This is a genomic window from Enterobacter sp. R-1.6.2, assembly GCF_035064085.1.
Classification (GTDB): Bacteria; Pseudomonadota; Gammaproteobacteria; order Enterobacterales; family Enterobacteriaceae; genus Enterobacter; species Enterobacter asburiae_B.
The window spans coordinates 70,022-84,485 of sequence record NZ_JASEYI010000010.1 but is presented as its reverse complement, the minus strand read 5'-3'; the positions used below and the strand labels follow the sequence as shown (position 1 = coordinate 84,485).

Sequence of the window (14,464 nt, the reverse complement as noted above, 5' to 3'; positions counted from 1 at the left end):
ATGACTGATGTAACTGTAAAATCGCTGGCTGCTGAGATTCAGACCTCCGTGGACCGCCTGGTACAGCAATTTGCTGATGCAGGGATCCCGAAGTCCGCTGATGACTCGGTGACCGCGCAAGAAAAACAAACCTTGTTAACGCACCTGAACCGTGAACACGGTTCTACGCCTGACAAGTTAACGCTGCAGCGCAAAACGCGTAGCACGTTAAACATCCCTGGTACCGGTGGCAAAAGCAAATCGGTCCAAATTGAAGTCCGCAAGACGCGCACCTTTGTAAAACGTGATCCGCAAGAGGCAGAACGCCTTGCCGCGGAAGAGCAGGCACAGCGTGAAGCGGAAGAACAAGCTCAGCGTGAGGCGGAAGCAACCGCCAAACGTGAAGCAGAATTAAAAGCTGAACGTGAGGCCGCAGAAAAAGCGAAACGCGACGCAAGTGATAAAGTGAAGCGTGACGCTGCGGAAAAAGACAAAGTGAGCAATCAACAGACAGACGAAATGACCAAAACCGCCCAGGCTGAAAAAGCCCGCCGTGAAAATGAAGCTGCCGAGCTGAAGCGTAAAGCGGAAGAAGAAGCCCGCCGTAAGCTGGAAGAAGAAGCTCGCCGCGTCGCCGAAGAAGCGCGCCGTATGGCAGAAGAAAACGAGAAGAATGGTGTGAATACCGTTGAGCCGACTGAAGACACCAGCGACTATCACGTGACCACTTCTCAGCATGCGCGTCAGGCTGAAGATGATAACGACCGTGAAGTTGAAGGCGGTCGTGGCCGTGGCCGTAATGCAAAAGCAGCGCGTCCGGCGAAAAAAGGCAACAAACACGCTGAATCCAAAGCTGACCGTGAAGAAGCACGCGCTGCTGTTCGCGGCGGTAAAGGCGGTAAGCGTAAAGGTTCCGCTCTGCAGCAGAGCTTCCAGAAGCCTGCTCAGGCCGTTAACCGTGACGTCGTGATTGGCGAAACCATCACCGTTGGCGATCTGGCGAACAAGATGGCGGTTAAAGGCTCTCAGGTCATCAAAGCGATGATGAAACTGGGCGCCATGGCGACCATCAACCAGGTCATCGACCAGGAAACCGCACAGCTGGTTGCTGAAGAGATGGGCCACAAAGTTATCCTGCGTCGTGAAAACGAGCTGGAAGAAGCAGTAATGAGCGACCGTGATACTGGCGCTGCGGCTGAACCGCGTGCACCGGTTGTGACCATCATGGGTCACGTTGACCACGGTAAAACCTCTCTGCTTGACTACATTCGTTCTACTAAGGTTGCCTCTGGTGAAGCGGGTGGTATTACCCAGCACATCGGTGCTTACCACGTAGAAACCGAAAACGGCATGATCACCTTCCTGGATACCCCAGGCCACGCAGCGTTTACCTCAATGCGTGCTCGTGGTGCTCAGGCAACGGATATCGTTGTACTGGTTGTTGCCGCAGACGACGGCGTGATGCCACAGACCATCGAAGCTATCCAGCACGCGAAAGCGGCGCAGGTGCCTCTGGTTGTTGCAGTCAACAAAATCGATAAGCCAGAAGCCGATCTGGACCGCGTGAAGAACGAACTGTCTCAGTACGGCGTTATGCCGGAAGAGTGGGGCGGTGAAGCGCAGTTCATCCCAGTATCTGCGAAAGCGGGTACCGGTATCGACGACCTGCTGAACGCGATCCTGCTGCAGGCTGAAGTACTGGAGCTGAAAGCGATCCGTAATGGTATGGCGAGCGGCGCGGTAATCGAATCCTTCCTGGATAAAGGTCGTGGTCCGGTTGCAACCGTTCTGGTACGCGAAGGTACCCTGAACAAGGGCGACATCGTTCTGTGTGGCTTCGAATACGGCCGCGTTCGTGCGATGCGTAACGAACTGGGTCAGGAAGTTCTGGAAGCGGGTCCGTCCATTCCAGTGGAAATCCTGGGTCTGTCCGGTGTTCCGGCTGCCGGTGACGAAGTGACCGTTGTGCGTGACGAGAAGAAAGCGCGTGAAGTTGCGCTGTATCGTCAGGGCAAATTCCGTGAAGTTAAACTGGCTCGCCAGCAGAAATCTAAACTCGAGAACATGTTTGCCAACATGACCGAGGGCGAAGTTCACGAAGTGAACATCGTTCTGAAAGCTGACGTTCAGGGTTCTGTGGAAGCGATCTCCGACTCCTTGCTGAAACTGTCTACCGACGAAGTGAAAGTGAAGATCATCGGTTCTGGCGTAGGTGGTATCACCGAAACTGACGCGACCCTGGCTGCTGCCTCCAACGCTATCCTGGTTGGCTTCAACGTTCGTGCGGATGCATCTGCGCGTAAAGTAATTGAAGCCGAAAGCCTGGATCTGCGTTACTACTCCGTCATCTATAACCTGATCGACGAAGTGAAAGCAGCGATGAGCGGCATGCTGTCTCCTGAGCTGAAACAGCAGATCATCGGTCTGGCTGAAGTACGTGACGTGTTCAAATCACCGAAATTCGGTGCGATCGCGGGCTGTATGGTTACCGAAGGTAACATCAAGCGTCACAACCCAATCCGCGTACTGCGTGACAACGTGGTTATCTACGAAGGCGAGCTGGAATCCCTGCGCCGCTTCAAAGATGACGTTAACGAAGTCCGTAACGGCATGGAATGTGGTATCGGCGTGAAGAACTACAACGACGTTCGCGTTGGCGATATGATCGAAGTGTTCGAGATCATCGAAATTCAGCGTACCATCGCTTAATTACCGATTGTAAGCCGGGATCGCCTCGCGCCACCCGGCAATAATTTTAAAAGGGGCTTTTAGCCCCTTTTTTGTCTGGAGAATTTATTATGGCGAAAGAATTTGGTCGCCCTCAGCGCGTAGCGCAGGAAATGCAGAAAGAGATCGCACTCATTCTGCAACGTGAAATTAAAGACCCACGCGTCGGCATGATGACCACCGTTTCCGGTGTCGAAATGTCCCGCGATTTGGCCTATGCAAAAGTGTTCGTCACCTTCCTGAACGATCAGGACGAAGCGGCAGTGAAAAACGGCATTAAAGCGCTGCAGGAAGCCTCTGGTTTCATCCGCTCCCTGCTAGGCAAAGCGATGCGCCTGCGCATCGTGCCTGAGCTGACCTTCTTCTACGACAACTCGCTGGTCGAAGGTATGCGTATGTCCAACCTGGTGACCAGCGTGGTTAAACATGATGACGAGCGTCGTGTTAACCCGGCGGACGATAGCAAGGAGGACTAATGAGTCGTCCTCGTCGTCGCGGTCGCGACGTGCATGGTGTGCTGCTGCTGGATAAACCCCAGGGCGCTTCCAGCAACGACGTGCTGCAGAAAGTTAAGCGCATTTATAACGCCAACCGTGCGGGCCACACCGGCGCGCTCGATCCGCTGGCAACCGGCATGCTGCCGGTCTGCCTGGGAGAGGCGACAAAGTTTTCCCAGTACCTGCTCGACTCCGATAAGCGCTACCGCGTTATCGCTAAACTGGGCCAGCGCACGGATACCTCCGACGCGGATGGCCTGGTGGTGGAAGAGCGTCCGGTGACGTTCAGCGCGGAGCAGCTTGATGCTGCGCTGGAGAGCTTCCGTGGAGACACGATGCAGGTGCCGTCGATGTATTCGGCGCTGAAATATCAGGGCAAGAAGCTCTACGAATATGCGCGCCAGGGCATTGACGTTCCGCGTGAAGCCCGTCCGATAACCGTGTACGAGCTGCTGTTTATTCGCCACGAAGGTGATGAACTGGAGCTGGAAGTACACTGTTCGAAAGGGACCTATATTCGCACCATCATCGACGACCTCGGTGAAAAGCTGGGCTGCGGCGCGCATGTGATTTACCTGCGCCGCCTGGCGGTGAGCAAGTACCCGGTGGAGCGGATGGTGACCCTGGAATATCTGCGCGAGCTGGTAGAACAGGCGGAAGCGCAGGGGATTGCGCCGGCAGATTTGCTGGATCCTTTGCTGATGCCGATGGACAGTCCGGCAGCGGACTTCCCGGTTGTTAATCTTCCTTTAACATCGTCCGTTTACTTTAAGAACGGCAACCCGGTTCGTACGGCACAAGCGCCGCTGGAAGGACTGGTACGCGTGACCGAAGGTGACGAAGGGAAATTCATCGGTATGGGCGAAATGGATGGCGAAGGGCGCGTTGCGCCGCGTCGTCTGGTCGTCGAATATCCGGTCGACGCGTGACGGTGATAACACCTCGTCTTGCGATAAGCAGGGGAGACGAGTAGAATATCGCCGCTTAACGCCTGGTAAATTGTTTAACAATCTGCGGGGCGTACATGGGATTGCTGAATTAGAGATCGGCATCCTTACATTCTTTATACTTTGGAGTTTGAAAATGTCTCTAAGCGTTGAAGCTAAAGCTAAAATCGTTTCTGAGTTTGGTCGTGGTACTAACGACAGCGGTTCTACCGAAGTTCAGGTTGCACTGCTGACTGCACAGATTAACCACCTGCAGGGTCACTTTGCAGAGCACAAAAAAGATCACCACAGCCGTCGTGGTCTGCTGCGTATGGTTTCTCAGCGTCGTAAACTGCTCGACTACCTGAAACGTAAAGATGTTGCACGCTACACCGCGCTGATCGAGCGTCTGGGTCTGCGTCGCTAATTCTTGCGAGTTTCAGAAAAGGGGGCCTGATGGCCCCTTTTTTCAACCAGACGGCAGCAATTCACTGGAAACTATTGTATTGTTGCTATAAATGATCTTCATTGCAGAGGTTCGCGCGGCTAATGAGAGGCTTCACCCATGGGGGTGTTGGTTGTCATTAGTCGCGAGGATGCGAAGAAGGTCGGGTTAAATCGACAGCACACCGGTGGTGTGCTGTCAAACATTTAAGAAAGGACAGAACTTTGCTGAATCCGATCGTTCGTAAATTCCAGTATGGTCAACATACCGTCACGCTGGAAACCGGCATGATGGCACGTCAGGCTACTGCTGCCGTTATGGTAAGCATGGATGACACTGCGGTATTCGTTACCGTTGTTGGCCAGAAAAAAGCTAAACCAGGTCAGGACTTCTTCCCGCTGACCGTTAACTACCAGGAGCGTACCTACGCTGCCGGTAAAATCCCGGGTGGTTTCTTCCGTCGTGAAGGCCGTCCAAGCGAAGGCGAAACCCTGATTGCGCGTCTGATTGACCGCCCGGTTCGCCCGCTGTTCCCGGAAGGCTTCGTTAACGAAGTACAGGTTATCGCGACCGTTGTTTCCGTTAACCCACAGGTTAACCCGGACATCGTTGCCATGATCGGCGCATCCGCTGCCCTGTCACTGTCTGGTATTCCATTCAATGGCCCAATCGGTGCCGCGCGCGTTGGCTACATCAACGACCAGTACGTGCTGAACCCAACCCAGGAAGAGCTGAAAGAAAGTAAGCTGGACCTGGTTGTTGCGGGTACTGAAGCGGCTGTGCTGATGGTTGAATCCGAAGCTGAACTGCTGAGCGAAGACCAGATGCTGGGCGCTGTGGTATTTGGCCACGACCAGCAGCAGATCGTTATCCAGAACATCAACGACCTGGTGAAAGAAGCCGGTAAACCACGTTGGGACTGGCAGCCAGAAGCAGCAAACGACGCGCTGAACGCACGTGTTGCAGCTCTGGCAGAATCTCGTCTGAGCGATGCATACCGCATCACTGACAAACAGGAGCGTTACGCTCAGGTTGACGTGATCAAGTCTGAAACTATCGCGACGCTGGTTGCTGAAGACGAAACGCTGGACGCTAACGAACTGAGCGACATCCTGCACGCAATCGAGAAAAACGTTGTTCGTAGCCGCGTACTGGCAGGCGAGCCGCGTATCGATGGCCGCGAAAAAGACATGATCCGTGGTCTGGATGTGCGTACTGGCGTTCTGCCACGTACTCACGGTTCCGCGCTGTTCACCCGTGGCGAAACGCAGGCGCTGGTTACCGCGACCCTGGGTACTGCACGTGATGCACAGATCATCGACGAACTGATGGGCGAGCGCACTGACAGCTTCCTGTTCCACTACAACTTCCCTCCGTACTCCGTAGGCGAAACCGGTATGGTTGGCTCGCCGAAGCGTCGTGAAATTGGTCACGGTCGTCTGGCGAAGCGCGGCGTGCTGGCAGTGATGCCAGAAGCTGACAAATTCCCGTATACCGTTCGTGTGGTTTCTGAAATCACCGAATCCAACGGTTCTTCTTCCATGGCTTCCGTGTGTGGTGCTTCTCTGGCGCTGATGGATGCAGGCGTGCCGATCAAAGCCGCTGTTGCGGGTATCGCAATGGGCCTGGTGAAAGAAGGCGACAACTTCGTTGTTCTGTCTGACATTCTGGGTGACGAAGACCACCTGGGCGATATGGACTTCAAAGTAGCGGGTTCCCGCGAAGGTATCTCTGCGCTGCAGATGGATATCAAAATTGAAGGTATCACCAAAGAGATCATGCAGGTTGCTCTGAACCAGGCTAAAGGTGCGCGTCTGCACATCCTGGGCGTGATGGAACAGGCGATTAACGCGCCGCGTGGCGACATTTCTCAGTTCGCTCCACGTATCCACACCATCAAGATCAATCCAGACAAGATCAAAGATGTTATCGGTAAGGGCGGTTCCGTAATCCGTGCGCTGACCGAAGAGACTGGCACCACGATCGAAATCGAAGATGACGGTACTGTGAAGATCGCAGCAACCGACGGCGAGAAAGCGAAATTCGCGATCCGTCGCATCGAAGAAATCACGGCAGAGATCGAAGTGGGCCGCGTCTATGCAGGTAAAGTGACCCGTATCGTTGACTTTGGCGCGTTCGTTGCCATCGGTGGCGGTAAAGAAGGTCTGGTTCACATCTCTCAGATCGCTGACAAGCGCGTTGAGAAAGTGACCGATTACCTGCAGATGGGTCAGGAAGTCCCGGTGAAAGTTCTGGAAGTTGATCGCCAGGGCCGTATCCGTCTGAGCATTAAAGAAGCAACCGAGCAGTCTCAGCCAGCTGCTGCGCCAGAAGCACAGGCAGCAGAACAGCAAGGCGAGTAAGTTGCCATTTGCCCTCCGCTTTGCGGAGGGCCTATTATCAGGCAGGACGCCTTGTTAAGCCGCCGGGGGACAGGACGTTCATCCAATAGTTGTCTTCGGGAGTGGGAAATGAAGCCTTTTTTGCGCTGGTGTTTCGTTGCGACAGCTTTAACGCTGGCAGGATGCAGCAACTCTGCCTGGCGTAAGAGCGAAGTCCTCGCAGTGCCATTGCAACCGACTTTGCAGCAGGAAGTGATTCTGGCACGCATGGAACAAATACTTGCCAGTCGGGCTTTAACCGATGAAGAACGCGCACAGCTTTTATATGAGCGCGGAGTGTTGTATGATAGTCTCGGTCTGAGGGCATTGGCGCGAAATGATTTTTCACAAGCGCTGGCTATCCGACCTGATATGCCTGAAGTATTCAATTACTTAGGCATTTATTTAACGCAGGCAGGCAATTTTGATGCTGCCTATGAAGCGTTTGATTCTGTACTTGAGCTTGATCCAACTTACAACTACGCGCACTTGAATCGCGGTATCGCATTGTATTACGGCGGTCGTGATAAGTTAGCGCAAGATGATCTGCTGGCGTTTTATCAAGACGATCCTAATGATCCTTTCCGTAGCCTGTGGCTTTACATCGTTGAGCGGAAGCTCGATGAGAAGCAGGCAAAAGAGGCACTAAAACAGCGCTTCGATAAATCGGACAAGGAACAGTGGGGATGGAACATTGTCGAGTTCTACCTGGGCAACATTAGCGAAGCAACGCTGATGGAACGCCTCAAGGCGGACGCAACGGATAACACCTCGCTCGCTGAGCATCTCAGTGAAACCAACTTCTATTTAGGTAAGTACTACCTAAGTCTGGGGGATATGGACAGCGCTACGGCACTGTTCAAATTAGCGGTTGCTAACAACGTACACAACTTCGTTGAGCACCGTTATGCATTGTTGGAATTATCGCTCTTGGGCCAGGAGCATGACGACCTGGCAGAATCGGACCAGCAATAGCTGACGACATAAACATCAGCCCGTAATCTTTTGATTGCCATCACCTTAACTGGTGAGGGCGTTGTTGTTCGTCAATACACCTACTTTGAGCCGGTTCACACTTTTCAATGAAAATTGCTAATCATTTTCACGATGAGCTAAGTAGACTGGCCGCCATTAATATCGAGGCACTTGTACTACATGGCTGAATTCGAAACCACTTTTGCAGATCTGGGCCTGAAGGCTCCTATCCTTGAAGCCCTTAACGATCTGGGTTACGAAAAACCATCTCCGATCCAGGCTGAGTGTATCCCACACCTGCTTTCTGGTCGTGACGTGCTGGGCATGGCCCAGACTGGTAGCGGTAAAACTGCAGCATTCTCGCTGCCGCTGCTGAACAACATTGATCCGGACCTGCGTGCACCGCAGATCCTCGTCCTGGCTCCAACCCGTGAACTGGCTGTTCAGGTTGCAGAAGCCATGACGGAATTCTCTAAACATATGCGCGGCGTAAACGTGGTAGCCCTGTACGGCGGCCAGCGTTATGACGTGCAGTTACGCGCCCTGCGCCAGGGGCCACAGATTGTTGTCGGTACGCCGGGCCGTCTGCTGGATCACCTGAAGCGCGGTACTCTGGACCTCTCTAAACTGAGCGGCCTGGTACTGGATGAAGCAGATGAAATGCTGCGTATGGGCTTCATCGAAGACGTCGAAACCATCATGGCGCAGATCCCGGACGGTCATCAGACCGCGCTGTTCTCTGCCACCATGCCAGAAGCGATTCGTCGTATCACTAAGCGCTTCATGAAAGATCCTCAGGAAGTGCGTATTCAGTCCAGCGTAACCACTCGCCCGGACATCAGCCAGAGCTACTGGTCTGTGTACGGCATGCGCAAAAACGAAGCGCTGGTACGTTTCCTGGAAGCGGAAGATTTTGATGCGGCGATTATCTTCGTGCGTACCAAAAACGCGACCCTGGAAGTGGCTGAAGCCCTGGAGCATAGCGGCTATAACAGCGCAGCGCTGAACGGCGACATGAACCAGGCCCTGCGTGAGCAGACTCTGGAGCGTCTGAAAGACGGTCGTCTGGATATCCTGATTGCAACCGACGTGGCAGCACGTGGTCTGGACGTTGAGCGTATCAGCCTGGTTGTTAACTACGACATCCCGATGGATTCCGAGTCTTACGTTCACCGTATCGGCCGTACCGGTCGTGCGGGTCGTGCGGGTCGTGCGCTGCTGTTCGTTGAGAACCGCGAGCGTCGTCTGCTGCGTAACATTGAACGCACCATGAAGCTGACCATTCCAGAAGCTGACCTGCCAAACGCAGATCTGCTGGGCAAACGCCGCCTGGAAAAATTCGCCGCGAAAGTACAGCAGCAGCTGGAAAGCAGCGATCTGGACCAGTACCGTGCGCTGCTGTCGCAGATTCAGCCTACCGCTGAAGGCGAAGAGCTGGACATGGAAACCCTGGCTGCAGCACTGCTGAAAATGGCTCAGGGCGAACGTAGCCTGATCGTGCCACCAGATGCGCCGATGCGTCCTAAGCGTGAATTCCGTGACCGTGACGATCGCTTCGAACGTCGTGGCGACCGTAATGACCGTGGCCCACGTGGTGACCGTCCAGAGCGTGGTGGTGAAGATCGTCCACGTCGTGAACGTCGTGACGCGGGTGATATGGAACTGTACCGCATTGAAGTGGGCCGTGATGATGGCGTTGAAGTTCGTCACATCGTTGGCGCGATCGCTAACGAAGGTGACATCAGCAGCCGTTACATCGGTAACATCAAGCTGTTCGCATCCCACTCTACCATCGAGCTGCCAAAAGGCATGCCGGGCGAAGTGCTGCAGCACTTTACGCGTACCCGCATCCTGAATAAGCCGATGAACATGCAGCTGATGGGCGATGCACAGCCACGTCCTGACCGCGGTGGTGAACGTCGTGGCGGTGGTCGCAGCTTCGGTGGCGAACGTCGTGAAGGCGGCCGCAGCGAAGGTCGCGGTGAACCACGTCGTTTCTCCGGCGAGCGTCGCGAAAACCGCGGCCCACGTCGTGACGAAGGCACCAGCCGTCGCCGTGACGCGTAAGCCTTACGCAACTGACGTAAAGTAAAATATACAGCCCCGATACACGCTATCGGGGCTTTTTTTATTCCTTTTGTACTCTTGTACTGGTACAGTGCGTCACATTAAAATGCAGAACCGCATGATTGACTGGAGAAAAGGCTGTATGGCGACACTAACCACCACCCAAACGTCACCTTCGCTGCTTGGCGGCGTGGTGATCATCGGCGGAACCATCATTGGTGCCGGGATGTTTTCCCTGCCAGTGGTCATGTCCGGTGCGTGGTTCTTCTGGTCGCTGGCGGCGCTGGTCTTTACCTGGTTCTGCATGCTCCATTCCGGGCTGATGATCCTTGAAGCAAACCTGAACTACCGCATTGGCTCCAGCTTCGACACCATCACCAAAGATCTGCTGGGCAAAGGCTGGAACCTGGTGAACGGCCTGTCCATCGCGTTTGTGCTCTATATCCTGACCTACGCGTATATTTCGGCGAGCGGCTCGATTCTGCATCACACCTTCTCGGAGATGTCGCTGAACGTTCCGGCGCGTCTGGCAGGGTTATGTTTTGCGCTGGCTGTGGCGTTTATCGTCTGGATGAGTACCAAAGCGGTGAGCCGCATGACGGCGATCGTATTAGGCGCGAAGGTCATCACTTTCTTCCTGACCTTCGGCAGCCTGCTGGGGCACGTGACGCCCGCCACGCTGTTTAACGTCGCCGAAGTGAACACCTCCTACACGCCGTACCTGCTGATGACGCTGCCGTTCTGTCTGGCGTCGTTTGGCTACCACGGTAACGTGCCGAGCCTGATGAAGTACTACGGCAAAGATCCCCGCACCATTGTGAAGTGTCTGGTCTACGGCACGCTGCTGGCGCTGGGTCTGTATGTGATTTGGCTGCTGGGGACGATGGGCAACATCCCGCGTCCGGAATTTATCGGCATTGCCCAGAAGGGCGGTAACATCGACGTGCTGGTGCAGGCGCTGAGCGGCGTGCTGAACAGCCGCAGCCTGGATCTACTGCTGGTTATCTTCTCTAACTTTGCGGTGGCGAGCTCTTTCCTGGGCGTGACGCTGGGCCTGTTTGACTATCTGGCGGATCTGTTCGGCTTTGATGATTCTGCGATGGGGCGTTTAAAAACCGCGCTGCTGACCTTCCTGCCGCCGATTGTGGGCGGTCTGCTGTGGCCGAACGGCTTCCTGTACGCCATCGGCTATGCAGGGCTGGCGGCAACTATCTGGGCGGCAATTGTGCCGGCGCTGCTGGCGCGCAAATCACGTAAACGCTTCGGTAGCCCGAAATTCCGCGTCTGGGGCGGCAAGCCGATGATTGCGCTGATTCTGGTATTCGGCGTTGGTAACGCACTGGTACACGTGCTGTCGAGTTTTAATCTGTTGCCCGTTTACCAGTAAAACGTGCGGTTTGAACCCCTCACGCCGGCCCTCTCCCATAGGGAGAGGGAGAAATGCAAAAAACTACCCCACCAGTTCCTCTTTCACTTGCATCGCCAGTTCAAACGAATGCAAACGCGCCTGGTGATCGAAAATCTGGCCGTTAACCATAATCTCATCCGCCTGCGTTTCGCGCAGCACCGCGTCCAGCCCGTGGCGCACTTTCGATTTATCGCCTACCAGCGACATGCTCAGCGCCTGCTGCACGCCATACTGCTCGGAGGCGGACCACAGCTGATGCATATTCTCCACCGGCGGTGGAAGCTGGCCCGTCTCACCGCGGCGCAGCTTCACAAACGCCTGCTGCATGGAGGTAAACAGGAATTCCGCGTCGCGATTGCTGTCGGCGGCAATGATGTTGATACACACCATCGCGTACGGCTTCTCAAGACGCTCGGACGGTTTGAAGTTCGTGCGGTAGAGATGCAGCGCCTGATGCAGCATATCCGGTGCAAAGTGGGAGGCAAACGCAAACGGCAGCCCCAGCTGTGCGGCGAGCTGTGCGCTGTAGAGGCTTGAGCCTAACAGCCACACCGGGATCTTCTCACCGTAGCCCGGTACCGGGCGTACGTGCGGGTTCGGATCGCGCGCGTCGAACCAGTCCACCAGCTCGGCCACGTCGCGCGGGAAGTTGTCGATATCGCCGCTCATATGGCGGCGCAGGGCGCGCATGGTCGGCTGGTCGCTGCCGGGCGCACGACCAAGACCCAAATCAATACGCCCAGGATAGAGGGTATTCAGGGTGCCAAACTGCTCGGCAATCACCAGCGGGGCGTGGTTCGGCAGCATTACGCCGCCGGAGCCCAGGTGCAGGGTGGTGGTATTTGCAGCCAGATAGCCAATCAGTACCGATGTCGCGGCGCTGGCGATGCCCACCATGTTGTGGTGTTCGGCCAGCCAGTAGCGGTGATAGCCACGCTTTTCGGCCAGCTGAGCCAGATCCAGAGAGTGCGAAAAGGCTTCTCTTGCCGAGGAGCCCTGAGGGATCGGCGCCAGGTCCAGCACCGAAAACGGAATGGTTTTGTCAGTCATAACAGCTCACTTTGTCGACGGTCAATCTTTAATACTGCATTAAATAATGATAACCGTTGTTAACAAAGTGAGCCTTTTTTACGCCTGCAGCTCCAGCCCGGCGAGCCGTCTCCAGTAGCCGTTGCAGTCGCTGTTTGCCGTCAGCGGCAGCGGTGCGGCGCCGTCTTCATTGGCGCGGAAGGCGTCCAGCATCGCGAACACGCCGGTATCCAGCGGCGACAGCCGAACCATATCCACCAGCCCGTCCATCGACGCCAGCTCGTTGCCGAGGTTATAGACATAGCCGCTCATGGTCTGAATACCGTTGAGGACAAACACCTGCTGACTCTCCTGCGACAGCATGCTGCGTCCGTTCGGGTACTTGATGCAGCAGGTTTCGCATTCGTCTTTCGGGCGGTCTTCCGAGCGCGCGGTGAAGCAGCGGGCGGAGTAGGCCAGCGGCAGATGGCCGTAGCTCAGCACTTCCACTTCAAACTGATTGCGAATGCCCAGCTCGTCGCACTGGTTAAGCAGGTTTGCCAGCCAGTCGCGCGAGAGTTCCACCGGCATGCACCAGCGCGTCATCCCCTGTTTGAGCAGCAGGCGCAGGGTGACGGCGTTGTAGCAGTTCAGGGCATGACCCGCGACGAACGGCAGCCTGCGTTCAGCGCACATGTTCACTACGCCCAGATCGCTCGCTTCCAGCAGGAACTCGCCGTTTTCGACGTAGCGCTTCAGCTCGCCCAGTTCGGACGACGCCTGCACCAGCGCGAGCGTGGAGAGCACCACCTGCTTGCCGCTGCCGGCCAGACCTTTCGCCATATCCAGCCAGTCGCCCACTTTTGTGGCGCGGCGCTTGCTGCACACCGCTTCGCCGAGGTAAATCACGTCGGCGCTGCTGGTGGCGGCCTGTTGGTAAAAATCTTCCAGCGTCTCTTTTGGCCAGTAGTAGAGCACCGGTCCTAATGAATATTTCATGATTTTCTCACTGCCATTTACGGTGATACGCGCCAAGCGTGGTTTGCGTGCCTTCGGACATCGAACCAAGCGTTTCCATCCAGGCCTGCTGTGGAGCGTAGTTCTGCGGGTCCGCCATGCAGCGGTCGATGGCCTGACGCCACACTTTCGCCACCTGGCTCACGTAGGCCGGGCTGCGCTGACGACCTTCGATTTTCACCGAGGCAATATTGGCCGCCAGCAGTTCCGGCAGTAGCTCCAGCGTGTTGAGGCTGGTCGGCTCCTCCAGCGCGTGATAGCGCTCGCCGTCGACCAGATAGCGGCCTTTACACAGGGTTGGATAACCGGCGTTTTCACCGTCCTGGTAGCGGTCAATCAGCACCTCATTCAGGCGAGATTCCAGGCCCTGAGGGGTCTGCTGCCAGCGAACAAAGCGGGCAGGAGAGCAGGCCCCGACGGTATTCGGCGATTCACCGGTTAAATAAGAGGAAAGATAGCAACGGCCTTCGGCCATGATGCACAGGCTGCCAAAGGCAAAAACTTCCAGCGGCACTGGCGTGACGCGTGCGAGTTGCTTAACCTGATGAATAGAGAGCACGCGCGGCAGCACCACGCGGGCCACGTCAAAGTGTTGATGGTAAAAACGCACCGCCTCTTCGTTGGTGGCAGATGCCTGAACAGAGACGTGGCGCTCAATATGGGGATAGCGTTCTGCCGCATACTCAAGCATGGCGAGGTCGGCCAGGATCAGCGCATCGGCACCCAGCTGTGCTGCCATATCCACCGCGCGCTGCCAGCGGGCGTAGCCGTCAGGATGAGCAAAGGTATTGATGGCAATATGCAGCTTGCGGCGGTGCTGGTGAACGAAGTTAACGGCTTCCTGAAGCTTTTTCTCCGTAAAGTTGAGGCCAGCAAAATGGCGGGCGTTGGTGTCATCTTTCAGCCCGATATAGACCGCATCGGCCCCATTTTCGATGGCCGCCTTAAGCGCCGGAAGATTTCCGGCAGGGCAGAGCAGCTCCATAATTTATCCTGATGTAGTCGATCGCAAAATTGTTAACGAGCTGGGATTT

At 55.6% G+C, this 14,464-nt stretch carries 11 protein-coding genes and 1 pseudogene; 9 read left to right on the top strand and 3 right to left on the bottom strand.

Annotated elements, in window-relative coordinates; genetic code table 11:
- From infB to mtr, 9 genes and pseudogenes are all read left to right on the top strand, one after another.
- Positions 1 to 2,688, top strand: coding sequence for a translation initiation factor IF-2 (gene infB / locus QMN93_RS12670; RefSeq protein WP_029739629.1), 2,688 nt, complete (start codon positions 1 to 3; stop codon positions 2,686 to 2,688).
- An 89-nt stretch (positions 2,689 to 2,777) separates the two neighbouring features.
- Positions 2,778 to 3,182, top strand: coding sequence for a 30S ribosome-binding factor RbfA (gene rbfA / locus QMN93_RS12665; RefSeq protein ID WP_003024988.1), 405 nt, complete (start codon positions 2,778 to 2,780; stop codon positions 3,180 to 3,182).
- Positions 3,182 to 4,132, top strand: a complete 951-nt coding sequence (gene truB / locus QMN93_RS12660) for a tRNA pseudouridine(55) synthase TruB (RefSeq protein WP_193140091.1) — start codon at positions 3,182 to 3,184, stop codon at positions 4,130 to 4,132. Before rbfA ends, truB begins: the two co-directional genes overlap by 1 nt.
- A 154-nt stretch (positions 4,133 to 4,286) precedes the next feature.
- Positions 4,287 to 4,556: a 30S ribosomal protein S15 gene (gene rpsO / locus QMN93_RS12655; RefSeq protein WP_003861789.1), complete on the top strand. Its 270-nt coding sequence runs from the start codon at positions 4,287 to 4,289 to the stop codon at positions 4,554 to 4,556.
- A gap of 242 nt (positions 4,557 to 4,798) precedes the next feature.
- Positions 4,799 to 6,995: pseudogene (gene pnp / locus QMN93_RS12650) on the top strand (polyribonucleotide nucleotidyltransferase).
- Between the two features lie 50 nt (positions 6,996 to 7,045).
- A complete protein-coding gene (gene nlpI, locus QMN93_RS12645; RefSeq protein ID WP_023309331.1) occupies positions 7,046 to 7,930 on the top strand; it encodes a lipoprotein NlpI in 885 nt (294 codons plus the stop codon).
- Positions 7,931 to 8,037: 107 nt separating this feature from the next.
- Positions 8,038 to 8,118: a protein YrbN gene (gene yrbN / locus QMN93_RS12640; RefSeq protein WP_097397692.1), complete on the top strand. Its 81-nt coding sequence runs from the start codon at positions 8,038 to 8,040 to the stop codon at positions 8,116 to 8,118.
- The gene (locus QMN93_RS12635) at positions 8,111 to 9,997 is read left to right on the top strand and encodes a DEAD/DEAH family ATP-dependent RNA helicase (protein ID WP_193140089.1); all 1,887 of its coding nucleotides are present in this window, start codon (positions 8,111 to 8,113) and stop codon (positions 9,995 to 9,997) included. The genes yrbN and QMN93_RS12635 overlap by 8 nt, the downstream gene beginning before the upstream one ends.
- Before the next feature lie 142 nt (positions 9,998 to 10,139).
- Entirely contained in the window at positions 10,140 to 11,384 is a 1,245-nt protein-coding gene (gene mtr, locus QMN93_RS12630; protein ID WP_045355428.1) for a tryptophan permease, read from the top strand.
- Between the two features lie 63 nt (positions 11,385 to 11,447).
- On the opposite strand, the gene QMN93_RS12625 is transcribed toward mtr, so the two are convergent.
- The 3 genes from QMN93_RS12625 to QMN93_RS12615 all read right to left on the bottom strand — a co-directional run bounded on the left by QMN93_RS12625 (position 11,448) and on the right by QMN93_RS12615 (position 14,415).
- Positions 11,448 to 12,455 carry an LLM class flavin-dependent oxidoreductase gene (locus tag QMN93_RS12625; protein ID WP_047060267.1) on the bottom strand — a complete coding sequence of 336 codons (1,008 nt, stop codon included), beginning with the start codon at positions 12,453 to 12,455 and terminating at the stop codon, positions 11,448 to 11,450.
- A gap of 78 nt (positions 12,456 to 12,533) precedes the next feature.
- Complete coding sequence (locus QMN93_RS12620) at positions 12,534 to 13,412, bottom strand: U32 family peptidase (protein WP_047060462.1); 879 nt, start codon at positions 13,410 to 13,412, stop codon at positions 12,534 to 12,536.
- Positions 13,413 to 13,419: 7 nt separating this feature from the next.
- A complete protein-coding gene (locus QMN93_RS12615; protein ID WP_023309326.1) occupies positions 13,420 to 14,415 on the bottom strand; it encodes a peptidase U32 family protein in 996 nt (331 codons plus the stop codon).
- Positions 14,416 to 14,464: the final 49 nt, after the last annotated feature.

What these genes read in the sequence shown, in the direction of transcription:
- infB (WP_029739629.1), top strand. Translation starts at nt 1, where the DNA reads ATGACTGATGTAACTGTAAAATCGCTGGCTGCTGAGATTCAGACCTCC.
- rbfA (WP_003024988.1), top strand. Translation starts at nt 2,778, where the DNA reads ATGGCGAAAGAATTTGGTCGCCCTCAGCGCGTAGCGCAGGAAATGCAG.
- truB (WP_193140091.1), top strand. Translation starts at nt 3,182, where the DNA reads ATGAGTCGTCCTCGTCGTCGCGGTCGCGACGTGCATGGTGTGCTGCTG.
- rpsO (WP_003861789.1), top strand. Translation starts at nt 4,287, where the DNA reads ATGTCTCTAAGCGTTGAAGCTAAAGCTAAAATCGTTTCTGAGTTTGGT.
- nlpI (WP_023309331.1), top strand. Translation starts at nt 7,046, where the DNA reads ATGAAGCCTTTTTTGCGCTGGTGTTTCGTTGCGACAGCTTTAACGCTG.
- yrbN (WP_097397692.1), top strand. Translation starts at nt 8,038, where the DNA reads ATGAAAATTGCTAATCATTTTCACGATGAGCTAAGTAGACTGGCCGCC.
- QMN93_RS12635 (WP_193140089.1), top strand. Translation starts at nt 8,111, where the DNA reads ATGGCTGAATTCGAAACCACTTTTGCAGATCTGGGCCTGAAGGCTCCT.
- mtr (WP_045355428.1), top strand. Translation starts at nt 10,140, where the DNA reads ATGGCGACACTAACCACCACCCAAACGTCACCTTCGCTGCTTGGCGGC.
- QMN93_RS12625 (WP_047060267.1), bottom strand. Translation starts at nt 12,455, where the DNA reads ATGACTGACAAAACCATTCCGTTTTCGGTGCTGGACCTGGCGCCGATC.
- QMN93_RS12620 (WP_047060462.1), bottom strand. Translation starts at nt 13,412, where the DNA reads ATGAAATATTCATTAGGACCGGTGCTCTACTACTGGCCAAAAGAGACG.
- QMN93_RS12615 (WP_023309326.1), bottom strand. Translation starts at nt 14,415, where the DNA reads ATGGAGCTGCTCTGCCCTGCCGGAAATCTTCCGGCGCTTAAGGCGGCC.